23 protein-coding genes and 1 tRNA gene are annotated in these 25,602 nt (G+C 75.6%); 8 read left to right on the top strand and 16 right to left on the bottom strand.

Features of this window, described 5'->3' with window-relative positions; genetic code table 11:
- Positions 1-7 precede the first annotated feature (7 nt).
- From ACYSMR_RS13360 to ACYSMR_RS13345, 4 genes are all read right to left on the bottom strand, one after another.
- Positions 8-988, bottom strand: coding sequence for a ribose-phosphate diphosphokinase (locus ACYSMR_RS13360; RefSeq protein WP_251333434.1), 981 nt, complete (start codon positions 986-988; stop codon positions 8-10).
- Complete coding sequence (gene glmU, locus ACYSMR_RS13355) at positions 985-2,463, bottom strand: bifunctional UDP-N-acetylglucosamine diphosphorylase/glucosamine-1-phosphate N-acetyltransferase GlmU (protein ID WP_461748028.1); 1,479 nt, start codon at positions 2,461-2,463, stop codon at positions 985-987. The genes ACYSMR_RS13360 and glmU overlap by 4 nt, the downstream gene beginning before the upstream one ends.
- Before the next feature lie 192 nt (positions 2,464-2,655).
- Positions 2,656-2,728, bottom strand: a tRNA-Gln gene (locus tag ACYSMR_RS13350).
- A 62-nt stretch (positions 2,729-2,790) separates the two neighbouring features.
- Positions 2,791-3,552, bottom strand: a complete 762-nt coding sequence (locus tag ACYSMR_RS13345) for a hypothetical protein (RefSeq protein ID WP_461745837.1) — start codon at positions 3,550-3,552, stop codon at positions 2,791-2,793.
- A 263-nt stretch (positions 3,553-3,815) separates the two neighbouring features.
- Between ACYSMR_RS13345 and ACYSMR_RS13340 the strand changes: the two genes are divergently transcribed.
- Positions 3,816-5,660 carry an ABC-F family ATP-binding cassette domain-containing protein gene (locus ACYSMR_RS13340; RefSeq protein WP_461745835.1) on the top strand — a complete coding sequence of 615 codons (1,845 nt, stop codon included), beginning with the start codon at positions 3,816-3,818 and terminating at the stop codon, positions 5,658-5,660.
- Positions 5,661-5,732: 72 nt separating this feature from the next.
- Here ACYSMR_RS13340 and ACYSMR_RS13335 read toward each other — a convergent pair whose 3' ends face one another.
- From ACYSMR_RS13335 to ACYSMR_RS13315, 5 genes are all read right to left on the bottom strand, one after another.
- Entirely contained in the window at positions 5,733-6,029 is a 297-nt protein-coding gene (locus tag ACYSMR_RS13335; protein ID WP_309126788.1) for a DUF1540 domain-containing protein, read from the bottom strand.
- Positions 6,030-6,237: 208 nt separating this feature from the next.
- On the bottom strand, positions 6,238-7,515 hold the full coding sequence (locus tag ACYSMR_RS13330; RefSeq protein WP_461745833.1) for a ScyD/ScyE family protein: 1,278 nt from the start codon (positions 7,513-7,515) through the stop codon (positions 6,238-6,240).
- Positions 7,516-7,713: 198 nt separating this feature from the next.
- Positions 7,714-8,667: a 4-(cytidine 5'-diphospho)-2-C-methyl-D-erythritol kinase gene (locus tag ACYSMR_RS13325; RefSeq protein WP_461745832.1), complete on the bottom strand. Its 954-nt coding sequence runs from the start codon at positions 8,665-8,667 to the stop codon at positions 7,714-7,716.
- Positions 8,664-9,560 carry a 16S rRNA (adenine(1518)-N(6)/adenine(1519)-N(6))-dimethyltransferase RsmA gene (rsmA, locus tag ACYSMR_RS13320; protein ID WP_461745830.1) on the bottom strand — a complete coding sequence of 299 codons (897 nt, stop codon included), beginning with the start codon at positions 9,558-9,560 and terminating at the stop codon, positions 8,664-8,666. Before rsmA ends, ACYSMR_RS13325 begins: the two co-directional genes overlap by 4 nt.
- Before the next feature lie 313 nt (positions 9,561-9,873).
- On the bottom strand, positions 9,874-10,887 hold the full coding sequence (locus ACYSMR_RS13315; protein ID WP_461745828.1) for a TatD family hydrolase: 1,014 nt from the start codon (positions 10,885-10,887) through the stop codon (positions 9,874-9,876).
- Between the two features lie 112 nt (positions 10,888-10,999).
- Between ACYSMR_RS13315 and ACYSMR_RS13310 the strand changes: the two genes are divergently transcribed.
- Genes ACYSMR_RS13310 through ACYSMR_RS13300 form a run of 3 tightly spaced genes read left to right on the top strand, consistent with a single transcriptional unit; the run spans position 11,000 to position 15,605 of the window.
- Positions 11,000-11,950: an AAA family ATPase gene (locus ACYSMR_RS13310; protein ID WP_461745826.1), complete on the top strand. Its 951-nt coding sequence runs from the start codon at positions 11,000-11,002 to the stop codon at positions 11,948-11,950.
- Positions 11,947-13,323, top strand: coding sequence for a DUF58 domain-containing protein (locus tag ACYSMR_RS13305; protein WP_461745824.1), 1,377 nt, complete (start codon positions 11,947-11,949; stop codon positions 13,321-13,323). The genes ACYSMR_RS13310 and ACYSMR_RS13305 overlap by 4 nt, the downstream gene beginning before the upstream one ends.
- Positions 13,320-15,605 (top strand): transglutaminase TgpA family protein, encoded by a 2,286-nt coding sequence (locus ACYSMR_RS13300; RefSeq protein ID WP_461745822.1) that lies wholly within the window; start codon positions 13,320-13,322, stop codon positions 15,603-15,605. Before ACYSMR_RS13305 ends, ACYSMR_RS13300 begins: the two co-directional genes overlap by 4 nt.
- Before the next feature lie 43 nt (positions 15,606-15,648).
- On the opposite strand, the gene rsmI is transcribed toward ACYSMR_RS13300, so the two are convergent.
- Positions 15,649-16,557, bottom strand: coding sequence for a 16S rRNA (cytidine(1402)-2'-O)-methyltransferase (rsmI, locus tag ACYSMR_RS13295; RefSeq protein WP_461745820.1), 909 nt, complete (start codon positions 16,555-16,557; stop codon positions 15,649-15,651).
- Between the two features lie 73 nt (positions 16,558-16,630).
- On the opposite strand from rsmI, the gene ACYSMR_RS13290 reads away from it, so the two are divergent.
- Entirely contained in the window at positions 16,631-18,271 is a 1,641-nt protein-coding gene (locus ACYSMR_RS13290; protein WP_461745818.1) for a dolichyl-phosphate-mannose--protein mannosyltransferase, read from the top strand.
- A gap of 67 nt (positions 18,272-18,338) precedes the next feature.
- Here the strand turns inward: ACYSMR_RS13290 and ACYSMR_RS13285 are convergent, their stop codons facing one another.
- On the bottom strand, positions 18,339-19,175 hold the full coding sequence (locus ACYSMR_RS13285) for an alpha/beta fold hydrolase (protein ID WP_461745816.1): 837 nt from the start codon (positions 19,173-19,175) through the stop codon (positions 18,339-18,341).
- Between the two features lie 102 nt (positions 19,176-19,277).
- Between ACYSMR_RS13285 and ACYSMR_RS13280 the strand changes: the two genes are divergently transcribed.
- Both ACYSMR_RS13280 and ACYSMR_RS13275 read left to right on the top strand, forming a co-directional pair.
- Positions 19,278-19,841, top strand: coding sequence for a TetR/AcrR family transcriptional regulator (locus ACYSMR_RS13280; protein WP_309126697.1), 564 nt, complete (start codon positions 19,278-19,280; stop codon positions 19,839-19,841).
- A 59-nt stretch (positions 19,842-19,900) separates the two neighbouring features.
- Positions 19,901-20,266, top strand: a complete 366-nt coding sequence (locus tag ACYSMR_RS13275; protein WP_251333449.1) for a hypothetical protein — start codon at positions 19,901-19,903, stop codon at positions 20,264-20,266.
- An 18-nt stretch (positions 20,267-20,284) separates the two neighbouring features.
- On the opposite strand, the gene ACYSMR_RS13270 is transcribed toward ACYSMR_RS13275, so the two are convergent.
- The 5 genes from ACYSMR_RS13270 to ACYSMR_RS13250 all read right to left on the bottom strand — a co-directional run bounded on the left by ACYSMR_RS13270 (position 20,285) and on the right by ACYSMR_RS13250 (position 24,499).
- On the bottom strand, positions 20,285-21,292 hold the full coding sequence (locus tag ACYSMR_RS13270; RefSeq protein ID WP_461745813.1) for a TIGR01906 family membrane protein: 1,008 nt from the start codon (positions 21,290-21,292) through the stop codon (positions 20,285-20,287).
- Between the two features lie 109 nt (positions 21,293-21,401).
- Positions 21,402-22,724: a L,D-transpeptidase gene (locus tag ACYSMR_RS13265; RefSeq protein ID WP_461745811.1), complete on the bottom strand. Its 1,323-nt coding sequence runs from the start codon at positions 22,722-22,724 to the stop codon at positions 21,402-21,404.
- A gap of 191 nt (positions 22,725-22,915) precedes the next feature.
- Entirely contained in the window at positions 22,916-23,272 is a 357-nt protein-coding gene (locus ACYSMR_RS13260; protein ID WP_461745809.1) for a hypothetical protein, read from the bottom strand.
- Positions 23,273-23,417: 145 nt separating this feature from the next.
- Positions 23,418-23,960: a DUF3499 domain-containing protein gene (locus ACYSMR_RS13255; protein ID WP_461745807.1), complete on the bottom strand. Its 543-nt coding sequence runs from the start codon at positions 23,958-23,960 to the stop codon at positions 23,418-23,420.
- A 14-nt stretch (positions 23,961-23,974) separates the two neighbouring features.
- Positions 23,975-24,499: a WhiB family transcriptional regulator gene (locus tag ACYSMR_RS13250; protein WP_309126579.1), complete on the bottom strand. Its 525-nt coding sequence runs from the start codon at positions 24,497-24,499 to the stop codon at positions 23,975-23,977.
- Between the two features lie 310 nt (positions 24,500-24,809).
- On the opposite strand from ACYSMR_RS13250, the gene ACYSMR_RS13245 reads away from it, so the two are divergent.
- Entirely contained in the window at positions 24,810-25,592 is a 783-nt protein-coding gene (locus tag ACYSMR_RS13245; RefSeq protein WP_461745804.1) for a TIGR03089 family protein, read from the top strand.
- The last annotated feature ends 10 nt before the right edge of the window (positions 25,593-25,602 follow it).

Genomic DNA, 25,602 nt, shown 5'->3' with positions numbered 1-25,602 from the left:
CGCGGTCTCAGGAGCGGCCGTCGAACAGGCTGGTCACGGAGCCGTCCTCGAAGACCTCCTGGATGGCCCGGGCGATCAGCGGGGCGATGGAGAGGACCGTGAGGTTCTCGAACTGGTGCTCCGGGGGCACGGGCAGGGTGTCCGTCACGACGACCTCCAGCGCCCCGCACGAGGACAGACGCTCCACGGCCGGGTCGGAGAACACCGCGTGCGTCGCGGCGATGATGACGTCCTTGGCGCCCTTCTCGCGCAGCACCTTCACCGCGCCGGTGATGGTCCCGCCGGTGTCGATCATGTCGTCGATCAGCACGCAGGTGCGGCCCTCGATCTGCCCCACGACCTCCTTGGACAGCGCCTGGTTGGGCCGGGTGATGTCACGGGTCTTGTGCACGAACGCCAGCGGGCAGCCGCCGAGCAGCTCGGTCCACTGCTCCGCCACGCGCACGCGCCCGGTGTCCGGGGACACGACCGTCACGTTCTCGATGTCGACGATCGAGCGCACGTGCTCGGCGAGCAGCGGGATGGCCATGAGGTGGTCCACCGGCCCGTCGAAGAAGCCCTGGATCTGCGCAGTGTGCAGGTCCACGGACATCAGCCGGTCCGCGCCGGCGGTCTTGTACAGGTCCGAGACCAGGCGGGCGGAGATGGGCTCGCGGCCGCGGTGCTTCTTGTCCTGCCGGGCGTAGGGGTAGAACGGGGACACCACGGTGATCGACTTCGCAGACGCCCGCTTGAGGGAGTCGATCATGATGAGCTGCTCCATGATCCAGTGGTTGATCGGCGCCGGGTGGGACTGAATCAGGAAGGCGTCCGTCCCGCGCACCGACTCCCCGAAGCGCACGTAGGTCTCCCCGTTGGCGAAGTCGTACGCGTCCGTGGGGATCAGCTCCGTGCCGAGCTCCGCGGCGATGTTCTCCGCGAGCTCGGTGTGGGCCCGCCCGGACAGCAGGACCATCCGGTTGGCACCTTTGTTGGTGATGCCGGTCATTTGTTCTCGCTTTCGTGGAGGTTCTCCGTGGTGTTCCCCGTGGGATGGGCCGGGGCGGCCGTGCTGGTGCCCGCGCCGGAGGGCGCGGTGGTCGTGCCGCCGTCCTGGGCCCGCAGCGCGGCGTCGGCCGCGGCGGTGCCGGGGCGGTGCTCCACGACCCAGTTCTCGACGATCCGCTGCGCGCCCTCGGTCAGGGCCAGGGCCCCGGGCGGGACGTCCTTGCGGATGGTGGTCCCCGCCCCGGAGTAGGCGCCGTCGCCGACGCTGACCGGGGCGACGTACATGTTGTCGGAGCCCATCCGGACGTGGTCGCCGATCACGGTGCGGTGCTTGCGCACGCCGTCGTAGTTCACGAACACGGAGGCCGCCCCGATGTTGGAGTGCTCGCCGATGGTGGCGTCGCCCACGTAGGACAGGTGCGGGACCTTGGAGCCGGCGCCGATGCGGGAGTTCTTCGTCTCCACGAACGTGCCGATCTTGCCCTTCTGCCCCAGCACCGTGCCCGGGCGCAGGTAGGCGAAGGGGCCCACGGACGCGCGGGCGCCGATCACCGCGCCGGAGCCGTGGGTGCGCACGATCTCGGCGCCGGGGCCGACCTCGACGTCGGTGAGGGTGGTGTCCGGGCCGATCACGGCGTCCTCGGCCACCCGGGTGGCGCCGAGCAGCTGGGTGCCGGGCAGGATCGTGACGTCCGCGGCGATCCGAACCTGCACGTCGATCCACGTGGTCGCGGGGTCCACGACGGTCACGCCGTTGCGCATGTGCGCCTCGAGGACGCGGCGGTTGAGGTGGGCGCCGAGCTGGGCGAGCTGGACGCGGTCGTTGGCGCCCTCGACCTCCCAGCGGTCCTCGATCTTCAGGGCGTCCACGGCGTGGCCGGCCTCGCGGGCCAGCCGCGGGACGTCGGTGAGGTACATCTCGCCCTGGGCGTTGTCCGTGGTGACCTTCGCCAGGGCCTCGCGCAGGACGTCGGCGTCGAAGGCGAAGATGCCGGAGTTGATCTCGGTGACCGCGAGCTCGGCCGCGGTGGCGTCCTTGGCCTCCTTGATCTCGCGGAAGGACCCGTCGGCGTCCCGCAGCACCCGGCCGTAGCCGCCGGGGCTCTCGTGGTCGGCGGTCAGCACGGTCACGGCGTTGCCGCGCTCCTCGTGGCGGGCGACCAGCCGGGCGAGCACCTCGGGGGTGAGCAGGGGGACGTCGCCGTAGGTCACCACGACGGTCCCGGCCAAACGCTCCTGGGCGTCGAGGGCCTCCACGGCGACCTGGACGGCGCGGCCCGTGCCGGGCACCTCGTCCTGGTCCACGATCAGCGCGTGGGGGTCCTCCTCGAGCACGTGGGGGACCACAAGGTCCCGCTCGAAGCGCACGACCGCGGCGAGGCGCCGGGGGTGCAGGCTGCGGGCGGCCACCAGGCTGTGCCCGACCATGGAACGACCCCCGATCCGGTGCAGGATCTTGGGGGTCTTGGACTTCATCCGGGTGCCCTTGCCGGCGGCGAGGACGATGACGGCCGCGGGGCCGCTCGCCGTTCCCGCGGCCGGGGCGGAGGTCTCGAAGGTGGTCACGGCGGTATGCAGCTCCTCGGTCGTCGGGACGCCCCCGCGGGGGCGCAGACTACGTCTCGGGGTCCGTCCGGGGGTGTCCGTCTCGGGGGCAGGACGCGGACGTTCCGCCTCTAGGGTTCGAACCTAGACTCCACGGCTCCAAAGGCCGGGGTGCTGCCAGTTACACCAAGGCGGAGCACCGCCGTGGAACGGCAGTGGTGCACGTCGTGCACAAGGACCCACCCTACCATCGGCCCATCAGGCGGCGGTGGCCCCCGGGCTCATCAGGACCACCAGCACGCGGCGCGCCGCGGCGGCCTGGCGCAGGTCCGGGACGGCCTCGTAGAGCACGGCGAGCGTGGCCTCGTCGAGACCCCGCACCAGCAGCGGGGCGCGGTCCAGGAGGAAACGCATCCGGGCGAACGCGACGGCGAGGTCCTCCCCCGCCGCCGTGGAGCCCGCGACGTTCCACGCCACGGAGGCGACGTAGCGGTCGTCGACGTCGAGTACACCGGTCTCCCGGGCCTGCTCCAGCGACAGCAGCAGCTCCAGCTCGTCGACGGTGGCGCCCTCGGTCTCCAGCAGCAGGTGGACGCCGTGCGCGGAGGCGGCCTCGGCGAGGGCGGCCAGCATCGAGTAGACCTGCTCCTCGCTGCGGCCCCGGTGCCTCATGCCGGCCCGGGGCACCACGAGGAAGCGGGCGCCCAGGCCCGCCGCGAGGGCCAGGTGGTCGTCGAGGACGGCGATGACGCCCTCGTCGGGGATGTCGTCGTCGAGGGCGACCGCCGCGCGGACGATCAGCGGGTCCGCACCGGCCCGGCGCAGCGCCTCCCCCACCTGGCGGCGGGGCACGGAGCCCAGGTGGCGGCCGGCGAGCTGGCCCGGGCCCACGGGGATCTCCACGGGCCCGGGGTGGGCCTGCACGGCCCGGACGGCGGCGTCCAGGTCGGAGATCCCGTCGAGGCTGACGCCGTGCGGGCGCGTGGACGGGACGGGCTGTGCGGCCAGGTTCTCCTGCATGCCGCGATTCTCCCACGCGCCCTTGTGACGAGGCTGAGAACTTCCCGGTCGCACATCTGCTCTTGGGGGGACAACTGCTGCGCCCTCCTCCCGCGCCAAGTCCCCACCCTCCCGGTCCCCTACTTCTTTGCCATCTCCCGCCGAGTCCCCAAGGTGGTGGCGATTCCCCATGATCGCACCTGGGAAGTTGGCACCAGGTGGGGGGCTCGGCGCCCACGAGACTCGCACACCGGGGACCCAGGACACCCGAGTACCCTTGTCGGGTGTCACATCTACTCGGCGGCGAGAACCTGCACCTGGAATTCCCCACCAAGACGGTCTTCGACGGCGTGAGCCTCGGCATCGACGAGGGCGACCGGATCGGCATCGTGGGCCGCAACGGCGACGGCAAGTCGACCCTCATGAAGCTGCTCGCGGGCCGGCTCCAGCCCGACGAGGGCCGCGTGACCGTGCGCTCGGGCGTGCGCGTCGGCATGCTCGACCAGGCCGACGTCCTGGACCCGGAGCTCACCGTGGGCCACGCCGTCGTCGGCGGGCGCGAGGAGCACGAGTGGGCCGGGGACGCGAAGGTACGCGACGTGATCTCCGGGCTCGTCAACGACCTCGACTGGGACGCGAAGGTGGGCGAGCTCTCCGGCGGGCAGAAGCGGCGCGTGGCGCTCGCGGCGCTGCTGGCCGGGGACTGGGACGTCATCTTCCTGGACGAGCCCACCAACCACCTCGACGTCGACGGCATCACCTGGCTGGCCCGCCACCTCGGCAGCCGGTGGCCGAAGAACCAGGGCGGGCTCGCCGTGGTCACCCACGACCGCTGGTTCCTCGACGCGGTGTGCACCACCACGTGGGAGGTCCACGACCGGATCGTGGAGCCCTTCGAGGGCGGCTACGCCGCGTACGTGCTGCAGCGCGTGGAGCGCGACCGCCAGGCCGCCACGGTCGAGGCGAAGCGGCAGAACCTCATGAAGAAGGAGCTGGCGTGGCTGCGCCGCGGCGCCCCCGCCCGCACGGCCAAGCCGAAGTTCCGCATCGAGGCCGCCAACCAGCTGATCAGCGACGTGCCCCCGCCGCGCGACACCGTGGAGCTGTCCCGGATGGCGGTTTCGCGGCTGGGCAAGGACGTGGTGGACCTGGAGAAGGTCTCCGTCGCCTACCCGACCGAGGACGGGGGCACCCGCCCGGTGCTCAAGGACGTCACCTGGCTGATCGCCCCCGGGGAGCGCACCGGCATCCTCGGCGTCAACGGCGCCGGCAAGTCCACGCTGCTGGGCCTGGTCACCGGCGCGGTCCAGCCCACGAGCGGGCGGGTCAAGCGCGGCAAGACCGTGAAGATCGCGACCCTCACCCAGCAGCTGTCCGAGCTGGAGGACGTGGCCGAGGACCGGGTCTCGGACGTCATCGCGTCCAAGCGGACCACCTACCTGGCCGACGGCAAGGAGATGAGCCCCGGCCAGCTCCTCGAGCGGCTGGGCTTCACCAACGAGCAGCTCTCCACCCCGGTCAAGGACCTCTCGGGCGGGCAGAAGCGGCGGCTGCAGCTGCTGATGATCCTGCTCGACGAGCCCAACGTGCTCATCCTCGACGAGCCCTCCAACGACCTGGACACCGACATGCTCGCGGCCATGGAGGACCTGCTCGACACCTGGCCCGGCACCCTGCTGGTCGTCTCCCACGACCGCTACCTGCTGGAGCGCGTCACCGACCAGCAGTACGCGGTGATCGACGGCCGCTTCCAGCACCTGCCGCGCGGGGTGGAGCAGTACCTGGAGCTCGCGTCCCAGTCCCGCTCGGGCTCGGCCGCCGGCTCCGCCGGGGCCACGAACCCCCTGGCGGCGGGCGCCGCCGGGGCCTCCGGCGGGGCGACGACGACGCTCGCCGCGCCGAGGCTGACCGGCGCGCAGGCCCGCGCCGCGCAGAAGGAGGTCGCCGCGATCGAGCGCAAGCTCGAGAAGCTCAACGCCCAGGTCGTGCAGATCCACGCCGGGATGGCGGCCCACGACCAGTCCGACTACAGCGGCCTCGCCACGATCACCGCGGGGCTGCGCGCGGTCGAGGACGAGATCGAGGAGCTGGAGATGCGCTGGCTGGAGCTGTCCGAGGACCTGGCCTAGGTCTGCGGCGGAACCCGCCGGGTGAGGGCCCCCTGGCCGGGGCCGCCACCCGGCGGGATCCTCCGCGGCGGGTCAGGCCGCCTGGTAGGTGAGGCAGTCAGCCTCGTCGGCGCCGCGGCCGACCATGATCTTCTCGGCCGTGCACATCAGGTGGGAGTTGTGCGTGCACTCGGAGCGCTGGCACGCGCCGACCTCGGCGTGGACGGTCGGCAGGCCGCCGTCGGGGCCGAGGGAGATGAACGTGCCGCAGTGGGCGTGGCCGTTCGAGCCGGAGACGGTGATGGCGTGGGCGGTGCACTCGTGGTTGTGGTTGAAGGAGCAGGGCTCGACGGAGCAGTCGGAGACGGGAACGAACTCGGTGGCAGGCATGGCTGGTCCTCCTGGATCGGTCCACGGGCCCGGGAGGCTTCCCGAGCACGCTCGAATGATTCCAGGATGCTCCTGAGGAGCGGGAATGAATAGCGAATTTTTCCGTGCCGCAATCCCTGCCCGGTGAGGACCGCCGTGGCCGCGGCGACGGCGGTGGCGCGACCGGGCCGCGCCACCGCCGTGGTCCCCGCCGTCCCCGGCCGCGGGCCTATTCCTGCGGGGCCTCGACGGGCTCCACGAGGTAGGCCTCGGAGAAGTCCAGCTCCCAGACCGCGCCGCCGCCGAGGGCGCCGAGGGGGTTCCGCGGTCCCGCCGCGAGGCCCTCAGCCGGGGCCACGCTGTTGACCGCGGCGTAGACGTGCCGGCCGTCGGAGGCCAGGCCGGCCGGCAGGGGGACGTCGACCGCGTAGCGCTCGGCGTCCTCCGCGTGCCGGTCCAGGACCAGCACCTGGCCCGGTGCCTCCCCGGCGGCCGGCGGCGCCTCGTCCGCCGGGGTCTGCCCCGGAGGCATGGGCGGGGTGGGCCCGAACAGCTGCGAGACGAAGAGGTGGCCGCCGTCCACCGCCACGCCGGTCACCGCGGTGAACCCGTCCCAGCGCGTCAGCTCGGTGCCGTCCGCGGCGAACTGCACGACCGAGGCCTCCCCCGGGCGCACCGATCCCAGCCCGCCGACGTAGATGTTGCCGTCCTGGTCCGCGGCCAGGGACGTGGGCACGAACTCGGGAGGTCCTTCCGGGTCGTCCGCCCCGCCGGGCAGTCCGGTGGTCGGCCAGCTCGCGAAGACGCTCACCTCGTACGCGGGCGGGGCGTCCTCGGTCGCCGTGGAGAAGTCCGGCTCGACCTTCCACACGGCGTTCGCCCCCGCGTCCGCCACGAGCGCGTAGCCGTCCGGGGACTCCCCCGTGTCCTCGTCCACGTAGAGCACCGCGTACGGATTGGAGTCGATCTGCGCGCCGTCGGGGTTGAGCTGCTCCTCGGCCGCCTGGAGATCGGCGTAGGCCAGGACGGAGGTGACGTCGGAGGCCTCCTGGACGGCCACCAGCAGGGACCCGCCGCGCGCCTCGGGCACGGCGGGGTCGAACCGGGCGGGGTCGTAGCCGGCGACGATGTGCTGCCCCTCCACGTCCGTGGTGTCCGCGCCGGCGGGGCCTTCCGCGAAGGACCCGTCCGGGCCCGCGACGGAGAGCAGTCCCTCGGCGGCGGAGGACGCCGTGGGCGTCTCCCCGTCCGGGTCCTCGACGAGCGTGACCGCGCCGGTCGGGCCCACGCAGCGCCCTTCCGTGACGCACTCCGGTCCGCCCCGGCCGGCCTCGGCCACGACCAGCGACTGCCCGTCCTGGTCCCAGTTCAGCTGCCGCGGGTTGTCCAGCCCCTCGGCGACCACCCGCGGACCGGGCGGCTCGTGGTCCCCCTGCGCGACGGCCACCGGCAGCGGTCCCGCCAGTGCCACGGCCACCGTCGCAGCACCTGCTCCGAGTCGTCTCATGTCCCGCACCCCCGGTCGAAGTCGTCGCGCGCCTGCCGTGCGACAGCCCCAGGCTAGGACCGGCGCCGCAGGTCCGCCCAGCCACGACCGCGAACCGTGACCGGCTCGTCACCTACCCGCGGGTACTCGACAGGCGGGGTCGCCGCCGGCCCGGGACATGCTCCCCCGGCCCGCGGGGCGGACCCGTCCGGGCCCGGCTCAGGGACCGGGGACGCGCACCGCGAGAGCGGGCGCGCCCCGCTCCCGGAGCCGTTGCGCGAGCGTCTCGGCCGACGCCGCGTCGGCCAGCAGGTGGGCGACCGTGGGCCCGGAGCCGGAGACGAGGCTCGCCGCAGCACCGGCCGCGGGGCCCTCGGCCAGGGCCGCGGCCAGGTGCGGGGCCATCGACAGCGCGGCCGGCTGCAGGTCGTTGCGCAGCAGCGGGGCCAGGTCCTGCGCGGTCCCGTCCGACAGCGCCTGCTCGAGCCCGTGCGGCAGCGCGGGCGCGGGCACGTCCTCGTGCTCGCGCAGCCGGTCCAGCTCGGCGTAGACCGCGGGGGTGGACAGCCCTGCGGTGCCGGCGACGAGCACCAGGTGCACCGGGGCGCCGGTCCGCACGGGCCGCAGCTGCGCGCCGGTGCCGGTGCCGACGGCGGCCCCGCCCACCAGGGCGAAGGGCACGTCCGCGCCGAGGCCGGCGGCCAGGGCGAGCAGGGCGTCGTCGTCGAGCGCGGGCCGGCCCGAGACGCGGGCCGCGAGCCGGTTGACGGCCACGAGCGCCGCGGCGGCGTCGGCCGAGCCCCCGCCCATGCCGCCGGCCACGGGGACGGCCTTGTCGATCTGCAGGTGCAGCCCGCCGGGCAGCGCAGGGAAGCGCTCCAGCACGGCGCGGGCCGCGCGCACCGCGAGGTTGGACCCGTCGGTGGGGACCGCGTCCAGGCAGAACGTGCCGGCCGCGATCTGCTGGTCGACGAGCGAGCCCGGGACCGCGGCGACGCCCACGGCGATGCCGGTGCCGCGGGTCGGGGTGGCGGTGACGGTCTCGGCCGTGCTTACGGCGCAGTAGAGGCTCGCGACGTCGTGGTAGCCGTCCGGGCGCCGCGGGCCGGCGGCGAAGAACAGGTTGACCTTGCCGGGGGCGGAGGCCTGCTCGGCCAGCGTCAGGGTGCTCATGCGCCCCGGGCCCCCGCGCTCAGCCCGGCCGCCGCGCCGGCCTGCGCGATGCGGGCGAACTCGTGGACGTCGAGCTTCTCGCCCCGCTCCCCCGGGTCGATGCCGGCCGCGGCCAGCAGCTCGCCCGCCGCCGCGGCGGAGCCCGCCCAGCCCGCGAGCGCGGCGCGCAGCGTCTTGCGCCGCTGCGCGAAGGCGGCGTCGACCACGGCGAAGACGAGGTTGCGGTCGACGTCGGCGACCGGCCGGTCCCGGCGCACGAAGCGCACGAGCCCGGAGGCGATCTGCGGGGCCGGCCAGAACACGTTCTTGCCGATCGTCCCGGCCTTCGTGACCTCGGCGTACCAGGAGGCCTTGACCGACGGGACGCCGTAGACCTTGGAGCCGGGCCCCGCGGCGAGGCGGTCGGCGACCTCCTCCTGCACCATGACGAGCCCGTGGCCGATCGAGTCGAAGCGGCCCAGCAGGTGCAGCAGCACCGGCACGGCCACGTTGTACGGCAGGTTGGCCACCAGGGCGGTGGGCCGGGCCGGGAGCTCCTCGACGCGCAGGGCGTCCTGCTCCACGACGCTCAGGTGCGCGGCCTGCTCCGGGCGGAAGCGCTCGACCGTGTGCGGGAGCTGCCGGGCCAGGGGCGGGTCGATCTCCACGGCGACGACCCGCTCCGCGGCGTCCAGCAGGCCGAGGGTCAGCGAGCCGAGGCCGGGGCCGACCTCGAGCACCGTCTCCGCCGGGCGCAGGTCCGCGGCCGCGACGATCCGGCGGATCGTGTTGGGGTCGATCACGAAGTTCTGCCCCAGCGTCTTGGTCGGCCGGATGCCGAGCTGCTCGGCGAGCGCGCGGATCTCGGCGGGTCCGAGCAGCGGGCGGGCGGCGGGGTCGGTGTCATCTGTCACCGGGTCATCGTATCGGCCCGCTCCGGCGGCCCCGCCCGGCCCCTCGCCCGCCGAACCCCCATGCTTCCGCGTTCCCTGCTGCCGAGCCCCCACATCCCGGCACCCCCTGGTGCCGAGTCCCCGCGGCGCTGCAGCGGGCGGCGCGGCCGTGGTGAGAGCCGTCCCGCTCGCCGCCGAGCCCCCAGGAGCCCGGCGGCGGAGGACCCGGGTCCCCACTCCGGCTTCAGTTCCCCAGGATCGATCGTGGGCAGATGAAGCCACCGTGGGGACTCGGCGACAGGGGGCGCCGGACAGTGGGCAGCGCTGGCGCGCCTCAGAACGTCCCGTACACCGCGGCGGTGTTGGCCCAGATCCGCTCGCACAGCGGTTCGAGGTCCTGCTCGAGGATCCCCGCCATCCCCCGCACCGTCCAGTTGACCACGTAGCTGGCGTTGGGCCGGCCCCGGTACGGGTGGGGGGTCAGGAACGGGGCGTCGGTCTCCACGAGCACCAGCTCCGGGCGGGCGACCCGCAGCGCTGCCTTGAGGTCGTGGCTGTTCTTGAACGTGACCGTCCCGGAGAAGGACATGTACCAGCCGTGCTCGTTGCAGGTGCGGGCGAGCTCGGCGTCGCCGGAGAAGCAGTGGAAGACGGTGCGCTCGGGCGCGCCCTCCTCGAGCAGCACGGCGACGACGTCGGCGTGCGCGTCCCGGTCGTGGATCTGCAGGGCCTTGCCGGTCTCCTTGGCGAAGCGGATGTGCTCGCGGAAGGAGCGCTTCTGGTGCTCCCGTCCCTCCCCCTCCGTGCGGTAGTAGTCGAGGCCGGTCTCCCCGAAGGCCCGCACCCGCTCGTGCTCCCCCATCGCCCGGATCTCGGCGAGCGCCTCGTCGAGGGTCCCGGCGGCGGCCAGCTTCGGGGCCTCGTTGGGGTGCAGGGCCACGGCCGCCAGCACCCGCGGGTCGGCCTGGGCGGCGGCCACGGCGAAGCGCGACGACGGCACGTCGCAGCCGACCTGCACCACCCCGGCCACCCCGGCGAGCGCGGCGGCGTCCACGGCGTCGCGCACCGAGACCGTCACCTGCCCGTCCTGCAGGTCCAGGTGGGTGTGGTTGTCGGCCACCCGGTGCGGCAGGGCCGGCGGCGCGGGCGGGTAGGCGAGGTTGCGGCGGCGACCGTCGTCGGCCTGGGCCGCACGGCGCCGGGTGCCCTCGCCGTCGGGGACGTCCTCGGGCAGGGCGTAGCGCTCGGCCTCGTAGGCGGGCGGGACGTCGCCGGGGCGCTGGGCGGGGCGGTCGGCGGGGTCCGGCCACAGGGAGGCGGCCAGGCGGGTGGCGTTCGGGTCGGTCATGAGGAGGCAACCTCGGGGAGTTCGGAGGGGACGCGGTCTCGCCTCCAATCTACGAGACGGGCGGGGCCACATACTGTGGGGGACAAGTGCCGACGAGGAAGCCGAGGAGCCCATGGAGTCCTTCCCGCAGTACACGCAGGCGATCCTGGACCGGATCAACGCCGTCATCGACGGCAAGCCCGAAGCGGCGCGCACCGCCCTGACGGTGCTGCTGGCCGGCGGGCACCTGCTCGTGGAGGACGTCCCCGGCGTGGGCAAGACGATGCTGGCCCGCACGCTGGCCACGGCGATCGGCGGGTCCGTCACCCGCATCCAGTTCACCCCCGACCTCCTCCCCACGGACATCACGGGGGTCTCGGTCTACGACCAGGCCCGGCGGGAGTTCGAGTTCAAGCCCGGCCCGGTGTTCGCCAACGTCGTCATCGGCGACGAGATCAACCGGGCCTCCGCCAAGACCCAGTCCGCGCTGCTGGAGTGCATGGCCGAGGGGCAGGTCACCGCCGACGGCACGACCCACCGCCTGGGCACCCCGTTCATGGTCGTGGCGACGCAGAACCCGGTCGAGATGGACGGCACCTTCCCCCTGCCGGAGGCGCAGCGGGACCGGTTCACGGCGCGCATCTCGATGGGCTACCCGGACACGGCCGCCGAGATGACGATGCTCGCCGACCACGGCGGCGGGTCCCCGCTCGCGGGCCTGCGCCCGGTCGTGGCCGTGGAGGACGCCGCCCGCCTCGTCGAGCACGTCCGCGGGATCCACGTCTCCGACGCCGTGCGGTCCTACGTCGTGGCGCTGGGCCAGGCCACCCGGTCCCACCCGCAGATCCGCCTGGGCGCGAGCCCCCGGGCCCTGCTCCAGCTCCAGGCCGCCGCCCGGGCGGAGGCCGCCCTGAGCGGGCGCGAGTACGTCCTGCCCGACGACGTCCGCGCGGTCGCCGTGCCGGTGCTGGCGCACCGGCTGATCCTGGACCGCCGGGCCGGCACCGACTCCGCGGAGCAGCTGGTGCGCGCGGTGCTCGAGGACGTCCGCGTCCCGGCCGAGCACGCCCCCCGCGGCCGATGAGCCGCGCCCACGGGCGCGCCGGGCGGACCCGGGAGGGCGCCGGCGCCGCGGGCGAGCGGGAGGAGCAGCCCGTCGACTCCCGCGCCCGGTTCACGGGCCGGGGCTGGGCGTTCCTCGCGGCGGGCGGGCTGGCGCTGCTGGCGGCCACCTGGCTGGGGCGCAAGGACGTCCTGGCGCTGGCCCTGTTCCTCGGCGGGGCCCCGCTGTTCGCCGCGCTGTCCCTCTACGTCGTCACACCCCGCGTGCTGCTCAAGCGCACCGTGGACCCCGCGCTCGTGACGGCCGGGGACTCCGCGGTGGTGCGCCTGCGCGTGCGGCACCGGGCCCGGGGCGGCAGGCCGGCGCCCGGGGCGGTCACCGTGCACGAGAGCGTGCCCGGGCCCCTGGGCGGGGACCGGGAGCTGGCCGTCGGCACCGGCGGGGAGCCCGCCGCCTACACCGTCTGCCCGCGCCGGCGCGGGGTGTGGGCGCTGGGCCCGGCGACCGTGCGGGTCGCCGACCCGTTCGGCCTGGCCACGGAGCTGCTCGACGCCTCCGAGCGGACCTCCCTGCACGTGGCCCCGGAGGCCGTGCCGCTGCCCGAGACCGCCGCCGGGCGGCTCCGGGAGCGGGGCGGCGACCCGTCCCGCACGGCGATGCCGCAGCCGGGGCCGGACAACGTGACGATCCGCGAGTACCGCCACGGCGACCCGGTGCGCCGGGTGCACTGGGCCGCCTCGGCCAAGCACGGGGAGCTGATGGTCCGCCAGGAGGACCCCCGCAGCACCCGCCGGCTGAGCCTGGTCCTGGACCTCGACGAGCGCTCCTGGCCGGGCGAGCGGCTGTGGGCCGGCGTGCTGCCGAGCACGGCCGGGTTCGAGTGGGCCGTGTCCTTCACCGCCGCCGTCCTGGAGCACCTGACCCGGCGGGAGACCGCCGTGCACGCCCTCGACGGCCACGGCCGGCCGCTGCCCCGCGGCGGCGCGGACGACGGCGGCACCCGCCTGCGCGGCGCCGGCACCGCCCTCGTCACCGACGACGCCGCGGAGGACGCCCGGCACGGGCTGGCCCGCGTGCGGCCCCTGCCCGCCCCCGCCCGACAGTCCCCGGACGCCGCGGACCCGCTGGCCGAGCGGTTCGAGCGCGACGGGCTGGTCCACCCGGTGCTGCTGGTCTCCGGGGAGCTGGACCGGGCCGGCGCGCAGCGGGTGGTGCGGGCCGCGCAGCGGGCCGGCACCGGCAGCGCGGTGCTGGTCGCCGACCCGGACCGGGCCCCCGGCGGCGCCGCGGTGCTCGAGGCCGCGGGGTGGTCCGTGCTCGTCGTCCCCGCCACGGCGGCGCCCGAGGACGCGTGGGCGGGCCTCGGCGCCCGGACCGCCGGAGCCGCCCGGTGAGGCCCCCGGCGGGGGGCGTGCTCGGCCTCGCCGCGACGGTGCTGACCGCGGTCGTCCTGTCCCTCGTCGCCCTGGCCGGCGTCCTCGACGGCACGGCGTGGCTGCCGGGGGCCCTGCTGGCCGCACTCGCCGTCGTCGCCGCCACCGCGGTCTCCCGGGCGGTGGGCCTGCCGCCCGTGCTGGCGCCCCTGTTCGGCGCCGGGGCGCTCGTGCTCCTGCTCACCGTGCTGTTCCTGCGGGAACCGGCGCTGCTGGGCTTCGTGCCCACGCCCGGCGGCCTCGCCGCCGCGGAGGCGCTGTGGCGCGACGCCGCCGGCGCCGTGCGGGAGCGCCCCGCCCCGTATCCCGCCGGGCAGGCGCTCTCGTTCGTGGCGGCCCTGGGCACGGGGCTCGTGGCGCTGCTCGTCGACGTGCTGCTGGTGGGCCTGCGCCTGCCCGTGCTCGCCGGGGCCGGCGTCCTCGCCGTCCTGGTGGTCCCGGCCCTCGTGCTGCCGGGCAGCGTGGGCCCGGCCGGGACGGCGGCCGCCGCGCTCGCGGCGCTGGTGCTGCTCGGGGGCGGGCGGCGCTGGGGCGCGGTGCGGGAGCCGCGCACGGCGGCGGCCCCCGGCAGCTGGCCCCGGGCGCTCGTGGTGGTCGCCGGGGTGCTGGCCGTGACCGTCCTGGTCCCCGGCGTGGTGCCGGGCTTCGTCAACGGCGCCTTCCCGCAGGGCAGCGGGCTGGCCGGCGAGCGCGCCGCGGGCGTGGGGCCGCTGCGCGCGGTGGGCCAGGACCTGCGCTCGGGGGAGCAGGCCCCCCGGCTCGAGTACACGACGGCTTCGGGCGAGCCCGAGCTGCTGCGGGTGCTCAGCCTCGAGGACTTCACCGGGGACGAGTGGTTCCCCGCCGCCGAGGATCTCGAGGAGGGCCTCGGCGGGCTCGGCGCGACGCCGCTGAACCCCGTGGGCCCGGGTGAGCAGCGGACCGCGGCGGTGACGCTGCGGAACTGGTCCGAGCGGTGGCTCCCCCTCCCCTGGGTCCCCGTGGCCGTGACCGGGCTGGGCGGGGACGGCTGGTCGTGGAGCCCCCGGGACCTCGCCGTGCACGCGGACGACGTCCCGGAGCCGGGCACCGCCTACGAGGTCCGCTCCGTGGCGCCCGAGCCCACGGCCGCGCAGCTGCGCGCGGCCCCCGCGGCGCCGGCCGGCGAGCCGCTGGACCCGTTCCGGGCGCTGCCGGAGGACACCCCGGCCGCCCTGCGGGACGCCGCGCACCGGCACGCCGGCAGCGCCGCCACGGCGTTCGACCAGGCCCTCGCCCTGCAGGAGTGGCTGCGCTCGGACGAGTTCCGCTACGACGTGGACACCCCGGTGGCGCAGGGCTACGACGCCGGCGGGATGAGCGCCCTGGAGCGGTTCCTGCAGGAGCGGGCCGGCTACGCCGGGCACTTCGCTCCCGCGATGGCCGTCATGGCGCGCGAGCTGGGCATCCCCGCCCGCGTGGCGGTCGGCTACCTCCCGCCCGCCCAGGACGCGGCCGGGGACCCGTTCGCCCGGCCCGGGGCGGACACCCCGGTGCCGGTGCGGCCCCGGGACGCCCACGCGTGGCCGGAGCTGTGGTTCGAGGGCGTGGGCTGGGTGCGCTTCGAGCCGACCCCCGGCACCGGCGAGGTCCCCGGCTACGCCGCGGAAACCCCGGCCGAGGAGCCGGCCGGGGAGCCGACGGGCACGGCCCCGCCCACCGCCGAGCCGACGCAGAGCCCCTCCGACGACCCCACGAGCACGCAGACCAGCGACCCCGAGCCGGCCGTCACCGGGGCACCGGCCGAGGAAGCCGCACCCCCCGGGGAGCCCGACGACGGTCCGCGCGCCTGGCTGCCCTGGGCCGCGGCCGCCCTGACCGCAGCGCTGCTCGCCCTGCTCCTGGCGCTGCCGCGCCTCGTGCGGGACCGGCGGCGGGCCCGGCGGCTGCAGCGGCTCGCCGACCCCTCCGCCGCGCCCGGGGACCGGGCGCTCGCGGGCTGGGCGGAGGTCGAGGACCTCGCGGCCGACCACGGCCTCGCCCGGGCCGCGGCGGAGACGCCGCGGACCTTCGTGGCCCGGCTCGCCCACGCCGTGCCGCCGGCGGGCGAGTCCCTGCGGCGGCTGGGGGACGACGCCGAGCGGGCGCTCTACGCCGCGCCGGGGACCGCGTGGTCGCCCGGGTCCGGGCCCGGGGACGTCGCGGCGCTGCGCGCCGGACTGGCGCAGCGCCCCGGTGCCCGGCGCGCCCGCTGGCTCCCGCGCTCGGTGCTGCGCGGCCGGTGATCCAGGACGGACGGTCCGGGGCGGACGGTCTGGGGCGCTCGGGCTACTTCCGGCGGGCGTCCAGGACGGTCTCGTAGAGCTCGCGCTTGCCCACGCCGGAGCGCTCGGCCACCCGCCCGGCGGCGTCCTTGAGCCGGACCCCGCCGGCCACGAGCGCCTCGACCTCGGTCACCAGGTCCTCGGGCCGGGCGGCGTCCGGGGCGGGGGCCCCGGCGACGACGACGGCGATCTCCCCACGCACCTGCCCCTCAGCGCACCAGGCGACGAGCTCCGCGAGGGTGCCGCGCACGACCTCCTCGTGCAGTTTGGTCAGCTCCCGGGCGACGACCGCGGGACGGTCGGGCCCGAACGCCTCGCGCAGGGCCGTGAGCATGACCTCGAGCCGGTGCGGGGCCTCGTAGAACACCATGGTGCGGCGTTCGCCGTCGAGCTCGGCGAGGCGGGCCGCGCGGTCGGAGCCCTTCCGGGGCAGGAAGCCCTCGAACGTGAACCGGTCCGTGGGCAGGCCCGAGACGGCGAGCGCCGTGAGCACCGCGGAGGGCCCGGGGATCGCCGTGACGGTGAGCCCCTCGGCCGCGGCGGCCTCGGCGAGCCGGTAGCCGGGGTCGGAGACGGTGGGCATCCCGGCGTCGGAGAGCACCAGCACGGTGCGCCCGGCGCGCACGGCCTCGAGCAGCTCGGCCACCCGCGCGGCCTCGTTGTGCTCGTGGTGGGTGAGCACCCGTCCGCGCGTCGTGACGCCGAGGCCCGCCACGAGCCGGCGCAGCCGCCGGGTGTCCTCGACGGCGAGCACGTCGGCGCTCTCGAGGGCCTGCCGCAACCTGGGCGACGCGTCCCCCAGGTTGCCGATCGGCGTGCCCGCCAGGACCACGGCCCCGGCGTCGGACCCGGCCTCGCCGGGCGGGGCCTCGAAAGCGGCGGGCGGGGCGTCGTCGTGGGGTTCGGTGTGCACGGCTCCACTCTACGGCCGGCCGCCGGGCCCGCCCGTCCCCGGCGGCCGGAGCCCCGTCCCCTACGATGACACCGTGAGCTCCTCGGTCCGCGCCCCAGCCCCCGCACCGGCGACGCGGCCGGCGCCCCCGGTGAGCACGCTGCCCCGGTCCCTGGCCCCCGACGCCCTGCGCGCCCGGCTGCTGCCCGCGCCGGCCGCCGTCGGGCGCCTGGCCTGGCTCGCGCCCCTGCTCGTCGTGGTGCTCGGCGGCGTGCTGCGCTTCTGGCACCTCGGGCACCCGGACGCGATCGTCTTCGACGAGACCTACTACGTGAAGGACTCCTACTCCCTGCTGCGCTACGGCTACGAGCGGCAGTGGCCCGAGGGCGCCGACGAGCTCCTCGTGGCGGGCACTCCCCCGGAGGCCCTCGACACCCCCTCCTACGTGGTGCACCCGCCGGTCGGCAAGTGGCTGATCGCCGCGGGGATGTGGCTGTTTGGGGCGGAGGACCCGTTCGGCTGGCGGTTCTCCGCAGCGCTCGTGGGGACCCTGTCGGTCGCCCTGGTCTGCGCGGCCGGGTGGCTGCTCTTCCGCTCGGTGACCGTGGCGACGCTCGCGGGCCTGTTCACGGCCGTCGACGGCCTGCACCTCGTGCAGTCCCGGCTCGCGCTGCTCGACGTCTTCCTCATGTTCTTCGTGCTGCTCGCGTTCGTGCTCCTGCTGCTGGACCGGGCCCACGCCCGCCGGCGCCTGGTCGCCCGGCTGGGCGTGGCCGGCCCGGGGACCGCCGAGCCCGAGCTGCGGTCCCGGCTCGCGTGGGGCCCGTGGCTGGGCGTGCGCTGGTGGCGGATCGCGGCCGGCGCCGCGTGCGGGCTCGCCGTGGGGACGAAGTGGAACGCGCTGTTCATGGTCGCGGCCCTAGGCGTGCTCACGGTGCTGTGGGACATGAACGCCCGGCGGGTGGCCGGGGTGCGGCACTGGCTGCGGGCGGGCCTGCTCCGGGACGGGATCCCCGCCTTCCTCGCCGTCGTGGGGACGGGCCTGGTGGCCTACCTGCTCTCGTGGTCGGGGTGGTTCGCCTCGTCCGGCGCCTACCACCGCACCTGGGCCGCGGAGCACCCGGGCGAGGGCGTGGCGTGGCTGCCGGCGCCGCTGCGCTCGCTGTGGGCCTACCACGTCGCCGCGTTCGACTTCCACAACGGCCTGGGCACCCCGCACTCCTACGAGGCGCTGCCGTGGCTGTGGCTGGTCCTGGGCCGGCCCACCTCCTACTACTACGAGTCCCCGGCGCAGGGCACGGCCGGGTGCGCGGTGGAGAACTGCTCGCAGGCGATCCTCAACATCGGCAACCCGCTGCTGTGGTGGACCGCGATCGCGGCGCTCCTGGTGGCCGTGTGGCTGTGGGCAGCACGGCGGGACTGGCGGTTCGGGGCGCCCCTGGGCGTGTTCGCCGCCGGCTACCTGCCCTGGTACCTCTACCCCGAGCGCACCATGTTCTACTTCTACGCGCTGCCCGTCGAGCCGTACCTCATGCTGCTGCTGGCCGGGATGCTGGGCCTCGTCCTCGGCGGGCCCCGGCGCACCGTGGCCCGCCGGCGCGCCGGGCTCGTGGTCGTGGGCCTCTTCACGGCCACGGCCCTGGTCCTGAGCGCGCACTTCGCGCCGATCTGGTTCGCGGAGACCGTCCCCTACGAGCAGTGGCGGCAGCGGATGTGGTTCGACGCCTGGATCTGAGCCGGCCGCACGCCCCGAGGCGCCGCACCGGTGACCGGTGCGGCGCCCCGGGGCGGGCAGGGCGGGTCTAGCGGGCGAGGAAGTCCAGGAGGGCGGTGTTGACCTCGGCGCCGTGGGTCCAGAGCAGGCCGTGCGGCGCGCCCTCGATCTCGACGTAGTCGGCCTCGGGCAGGGCCTTGGCGAACTGCCGCCCCGTGGCCTCGATGGGCAGGATGTTGTCGGCGGTGCCGTGCACGATCAGGGCCGGGACGTCGATCTTCGGGATGTCCTCCCGGAAGTCCGTCAGCCATGTGGGCTGCGCCGCCACGGAGGCCACGGCCCCGGAGCGGGAGGCGATGTTCCAGCTCGCGTCCACGACCTGCCGGCTGAGCCGCTCGGTGCCCAGGAACGTGTCGGTGTTGTAAAAGTTGTCGAAGAAGTCGGTGAAAAAGGCGTAGCGGTCGGCGGTCACGGCCTGGCCGAGCCCGTCGAAGACCTCCTGCGGAACGCCGGTGGGGTTGTCCTCGGTCTGCAGCAGGTAGGGCTCCAGCGAGCCCAGGAACGCGGCCTTGGCGACCCGGGCGGAGCCGTAGGTGGACAGGTAGCGCCCGACCTCCCCGGTGCCCATGGAGAAGCCCACGAGCACCGCGTCCGACAGGTCCAGGGTCCTGAGGACGGCGTCCAGGTCGGCGGCGAAGGTGTCGTAGTCGTAGCCGGTGACGGGCTTGCTGGAGCGCCCGAAGCCGCGGCGGTCGTAGGTGATGACCCGGTAGCCGGCCTCGAGCAGGGCGGCGGTCTGCTTCTCCCAGGACGAGCCGTCCAGCGGGTAGCCGTGGATCAGGACGACGGGCTGGCCGCTGCCGTGGTCCTCGTAGTAGAGCTCGATGTCGGTGCTGTTGGTGGTGTCGACGGTGATGTAACCCATGGGGTGGTTCCTCTCGGTCGTTCCCGGCACGTGGGAGAACGATCGTTCTCCCGCGCTTCCCAGCCTAGGGAACGCCCGTTCTCCGCGCAATAGAATGGCGGCATGGACTCCGACGACCCGCGCCAGCACGTGCTCGAGACGGCAGACCGGCTCTTCTACGGCCGCGGGGTGCAGGCCGTGGGGATGGACGAGCTGCGCCAGGCGGCCGGGGTCTCGCTCAAGCGCCTCTACGCCCTGTTCCCCTCGAAGGAGGACCTCGTCCTGGCCGTCCTCGCCCGCCGGCACCGGATGTGGGAGGACGGCGTGCGCGCACGGGTGGAGCGGTCCGCGAGCCCGCGCGAGCGGCTGCTGGGCATCTACGACTACCTGGCCGACTGGTTCGCCGAGGACTCCTTCCGCGGCTGCGGGTTCATCAACGCCTTCGGGGAGCTGGGCAGCGTCTCGCCGCGGGTGGCCGCGTCCGCCCGGGAGCACAAGCGCGCCTTCCAGGCCTACGTCGCCCAGCTCGTCGACGACGCCGGCGCCCCCGCGGAGCTGGGCCCCCAGCTGTGCATCCTGGCCGAGGGCGCCCAGACGACCGCGGCGATCGCCGGAACGCCCGACGCGGCCGGGCAGGCCCGGCGGGCCGCCGAGGTGCTCATCGACGCGGCGGCGCCCGAGCGCTAGGTCGTGGCCGCCGTCCCGGGGCCGTCCCCCGTTCGCCCGTGCACCACGGAAGGATCCCCATGATCTCGAGCGCCCTCGCCCTCCCGGCGGTGCGGCTGGTCCTGTTCCTCGTCGTCTACGCCGCGGCCCTGCTGCCGTGGCACCGCCGGCTCGACCGCGCCGACCGGCGGGCGGCCCTGGTCATCGGCGCGGTCGGCCTGGGGCTGGTGCTGGTCCCCTCGCTGGTCCAGCCCGCGGCCGGCCGGCCGGGGTGGTCCCACGGGCTGAGCGTCACCGCCTTCGCCCTGCTGCTGGGCGTGCTCGCCCACGCCTGGTTCGCCCACCGGCGGGCGGACAACACGAACCTCGCCGGCCGCACGCTCCTGCTGCTCCTCGCCATGGTGGTGACCGCGCTGGTGGGCTTCTCGCTGTTCACCGCCGCCTGAGCTCCGGCCGCGGCCGGCTCAGCGCCCGGCGAGCCGCCGCTTCAGCTCCTGGCGCCGGCGGACCCGCTCGAGGGCGCGGTGCCGGCGGAACGCCGTGGGCCAGGTGGCGACCATGACGGCGAGGGCCCCCAGGAGGGCGAGCGCGCCCACCGCGATCGCCGCGTCCATCCAGAACTGGGTCGGGTAGAGCCGGATGAGGGTGTCCGAGGCCCGGAAGGTCCAGCTGCCCTCCGCGAAGAACAGGGAGTGGAACAAGGTGAAGAACTGCTGCCAGCCCAGCACCGCGCCGACCGCGAGCAGCACCAGGAGCACCACGGTCAGCCACGACCCGAAGAACAGGGCGCCCGACGCCGCCCCGGGCGCCTTCGCGCGCAGGTACAGGGACGAGACGATCCCCAGCAGCGCCAGCACGGCGACCGCGGCGAGCGCGCTCTGCAGCACGACCTTTACGTCCGTCATGTGCGCGACCTCGGAGCTCAGGAACAGCCGGGTGCCGTCCGCGCCCCGGAGGTCGCCGAGGAAACCGGCGGGGGCCCAGTTCAGGACGTAGTCGAGGCCGTAGGAGCCGAGGATCATCCGCTCGTCGGTCGAGAAGCCGTAGCGGTCCGCGGGGAAGCCGGGGCGGTGGTACTCCGCCCACAGGAACAGGGGCGTCGCCACGGTGCGCACGGCGGCCGCCAGCAGGGCGAGCGGGAGCACGACGGCGAGGAGGACCTGCTGCAGGCGCGGGAACCGCGGCTCGTCCGCCACGGCGTCCTGGCGCAGGGCGGCCCGGCGGCGGGCGTCCTCGTCCATCTCCTCGTCCTCCTCCGCGACCGCGTCCACCGGCTGGGAGCCGCCCGGGCGCGCGGTGCCGCGCCCGGGGCCGTCCGCCGGGCGGCCGGACGGGTCCTCGTCCGGCGCGGGCTCGGAGGTGCTGACGGCGGGGATCAGGCCGGTCCACACGGGCTCCTCCCGGCGCTCGGCCGCGGGCTCGGCGGGGTCGGCCTGCTGCCAGGGGGCCTGGTGGTTGCTGGAGGGGGCCACGGGCGGGTCCTTCGGATCGGAGGGGATCGGGTGCGGCGCGGGACGGGGCCGCGCGGTCGGCCCCGATCCTACCCGCCCGGCAGGGCGGGGCGGAGGACCGGGGCGCCGGTCACCAGTTGCCCTTCCACTGCTCGTCCGCGTAGTGCTCGAAGGGAATGTTCCAGTCCCCGTACCCGTCGTCGGGGTCGGCCTGCGGGTAGCCGGTGTCGAGGACCTCCACGACGTCCCCGGGGCGGAAGACGTCGTGGATGAACTCGGCCCCCTCGGGGCTCATGCCCACGCACCCGTGCGAGACGTTCTCCTCTCCCAGGAGGGGCAGGGCCGAGGGCAGCGCCTGGTGGACGAACTCGCCGCTGGCGGTCAGCCGGGACACGTTCGACGCCCAGAACGTCTCGTACCAGTGCGGCTCCCCCGGGGCGAGGTCGAGGGAGGAGGCCTGGAAGAGGTAGCTCGGGGCCTGCTCCATGATGACCTTCCGGCCCGTGGTGGACGGCCAGTCGGGGTTGCCGAGCGTGACGGGGAACCTTCCGACGACCTTGCCGTCGACGTAGGCGGTGAGGGTCTTCGTGCGGTTGTCCACGCGGGCGTAGTGCTCGGCGCCGGTGGAGAAGGTGGTGCGCAGGTCGTGGTTGCCGATCATGCCGTCGCCCACGTCGAGGCCGCGCAGGTCCAGGGAGACGGTGACCCGGGACCGCGGCTGCCACTTCTCGGCGGGCCGGTAGCGGACCACCCGGTCCGAGTACCAGCGGAACGCGCCGGCCCGGTCGCCGCCGCCCTCCACGGTGACGGCCCGCTCGACCGCGGCCCTGTCCAGGACGGGCTCGGAGAAGCGCAGCTCCAGGACCTGGCCGGTGCCGTAGACCTGGCCGTCCACGACGTTGAGCCGGGCGTCGACCTCGTTCGCGGCCGCGACGGTGGTGAACGCGCTCGTCCCGGAGGTGGGGACGCCGTCGGCCACGGCGGTCCAGGTCAGCACGTACTGGGTGTCGAAGGCGAGGTCCCCGGAGCTCGTCCAGGTGCGGCCGTCGGCGGAGAGCTCGCCCGGCACGGGGGCGCCGCCCGGCGCCGGCACGAGGGCGACGTCGGCGAGCTCCCCCCGGCCGGCGCGCACGACGACCGGATCGACGGGGTTGTGCTCGACCGCCGCGTCCGCGGGCGTGACCGCGACCCCGGCGGGACCCTCCGCGACCGGCGGGGACGCCGTGGGCACGGCCCCGGCCGGTGCTGTCGCGGCCGGTGCTGTCGCGGTCGGTGCGGCCGCCGGTGCCGCCGGGGTCGGGGCGCCGGAGGACGGGGCCGCCGGTGTGCCGTCGGCGGCCTGGGCGCAGCCGGTCGCGAGCAGCAGCGTCACCGCGCCGAGGGCGAGCAGGCGGCGCGGAGGGGTGACGGGCGCAGCGGCGGGCAGGGCATCCGCACGGGGGAACGGGGGCATGGCGGGATCACCTCGGGCGTCGGGGGTGCGGGGAGGAAGGCACGGGGGACGCCTCCACGATAGGGCCAGGGGCCCCGGCCGAGGGCCCCGGGAAGCCGCGGGGTGCGACTGCCGGCCCCTCCGGGACCGCCCGGGACGGGCCGTGCACCCGCTGCGGCGGCGCGGCCCGCGGGGCCCCGGTACCGGGGGGCTCAGCGCACGGGGCTCAGGCAGGCGATGCCGTTGACGACCGGGTAGACCGGGTGGACGCCGTCGCGGAACGGGCGGTCGCTCATCAGCCGGTCGGCGTCCACGGGGACGAGGGCCCCGCCGGTGAGCGGACAGCGCAGGATCGCGAACAGTGCGGGGTCCAGGGCGGGCTTGGGGCGTGCCACCGGCTCCGGCGCGCGCTGCTGGGCCGCCCACGGCGCCGGGCGCAGGCTCGCCGGCACGGCGTGCGGGGCGGGTGTGCCCTCGGTCCTGCCCGGGCGCGGGGACGAGGGGCGGACCTCGTGGTGGACCTCGTGGTGGACCTCGTGCGTCGTCTGCGTCGTTGCAGGCACAGTCATGGGGGGACTCCTGGTGCTCCGGGGGGAAGAGCCACCGCGCCGGGCAGACGCGGCCTGCGGCTCATCCTAGGGGAGGACCTCCCGGGGCACAGGCCCCCGCGCGGGGGACCCCCCGGGGAGTTCGGCGCGGGATGCAGCGCAGGATTCAGCGCGGGGGCAGCGGCCCGGTGCTCCCGGTGGCCGGGCGGCGCAGGTGGGGCCGCTGCAGGGTCTGCGGCATCGGGGCGTCGTGCCACGGCACCTCGGCCGGGGCCCGGCGCGGAGCAGCGGCGGCGGGCTCCTCCGGGACGGCGGGTGCGGGGCGTCCACCGGGCGCGGCGCCCGCACCGGGTGCGCTGCCCCGGGCGGCGCCCGGGCGCGGGAGGGAGACGTCGCGCAGCACCGTCCGCGGGCGGTCGCGGACGCCCGGCACGGGCTCGGGCTCGCGCACCGCCTCGGCGACGGCGTCGATGTCGTCGCGGCGCGCGGCCGCCTCCGGCAGCTCGAGGCGGACCACCCGCCACCCGCGCGGGACGGTGAGCCGGTCGGCGTGCACGCCGCACAGGTCGTACGCGTGGGGCTCGGCGTGGGCGGCCAGGGGGCCGACGACGGCGGTCGAGTCCGAGTACACGTAGGTGAGGGTCATGACCGCGTCCCGCGTGCAGGTCTGGCGGGAGCAGCGGCGCGTGGCGCTGCCGGAAGAGCTCATCCTCCGAAACTACCTCAGCGGGCGAGGCGGCGCAGACGGCGGCGTTCGCGCTCGGAGAGCCCGCCCCAGATCCCGAACTTCTCGTCCTTGCTCATGGCGTAGTCCAGGCACTCGGCCTGGACGGGGCAGGCCTCGCAGACGCGCTTGGCGTCGCGCGTGGAGCCGCCCTTCTCCGGGAAGAAGGCCTCCGGGTCGGTCTGGGCGCACAATGCGTCGGTCTGCCACGAGAGCTCGCCCTCGTCCTCCTCCACGGCGTACAGGCCGGCGACCGCCTGCCAGCGGTCCGCCCCGTCGGCGAGGGGTGCTTCGAGCAGGTCCAGGCCCGCGGGGGCCGTCCGGTCCTCCTCGGCGGTCCCGTGGGCGGTGAGGAAGGCGGTGGCCTGGTCCTCCAGGCTCAGGCTCGTCCGCTGGACGTGCCGTTCGGCGGCGCGGGGGTCGGCCGGATCGACGAACCAGTCCTCCGGGGCCGAGCGCACGCTCCGGCGACGGGGGACGAGGGGGGTGGAATCGACGAGCTGGCGGCGTGCAGCCTCTCCCATGACTATCCTTCCATGCGACACGTTCGCTCGGGCCTGGCATAATGCGGGGGGCGCCGACCCGATGCATCCCGGAGAACGTATCTTTGGTGATCGCCTGCCGGACCTCCTCATTACACGTGTGCGAATACTGTGCCGTCAAGGGATTACGCCTGGCCCTTCGTCCAGTCCTTGCATGTGCTAATGAGCCTCGAACGGGGCGTTCATCCAGGTCAGAGGCGCTTCGGCGCACCGGGCAGGCCGCAGGACAGATGCACCCGAGGGCATATGCCACCGGCAGGCCCTCGCACCCGAGCACCCACCAGGAGCGAGCATGGATTTTCCCACGGCCACGACTGTCCCCCTTCTGATGGACGGCCTGCGCCACCACACCCGGCCGGCGCTCGTCTGGTACGGAGCCGACGGCGAGCGGGTGGAGCTCTCCGGACGGGTTCTCGACAACTGGGCGGCGAAGACGGCGAACCTGTGGGTCGACGAGCTGGACCTGGCGGGGGGCGACGTCGTCGCGGTGGGCGAGGACGTCCACTGGCGGGGCCTCGCCGCGGTGCTCGGGACGTGGACGATGGGCGCGGCCGTGCTGCCCGTGGACCCGGCGGGTCCCGGCGGCGCGGCCGGCGCCCGGGCGGTCGTGGCGCTCGTGGACGCCCGGGGCGGCCTGCCGCCGCTCGTGGCGGAGCCGCCGGCGCGGGCCCGGGCGGTCGTCGTGGACCGCCCCGCCCTGTCCCTGGGGTACCGGGGGGAGCTGCCGGGCGAGGACGCCGTGGACTACTGCGCGGAGATCCGCGCCCACGCCGACGTCTACGCGGGCTTCGAGGAGCCCGGCCCGCAGGACCCGGCGCTGCTCGCCGCGCACGACGCCGACCCCGTGCTGCACGGGCAGCTGCTGCCGCGCGCCCGGGAGCTCGCCGGGGCCCGTGAACCTGCCTGGGGCGCCGCGGCGGCGGTGCACGTGCCCGGGCGCCGGATGGACGAGGCGTTCCTGCTGCGCGTGCTGGGGGTGCTGGCCTCCGGCCGCGCGGTGGTGGTCACCGACCGGGACGCGGCGGACGAGGCCTGGGACGCCGTGCTGGCGGCCGAGAACGCGGCGGGCTTCTGAGCAGGCCTCC

The organism is Kocuria sp. U4B, assembly GCF_054875615.1.
This window is presented reverse-complemented; position numbering and strand designations above follow the sequence as displayed.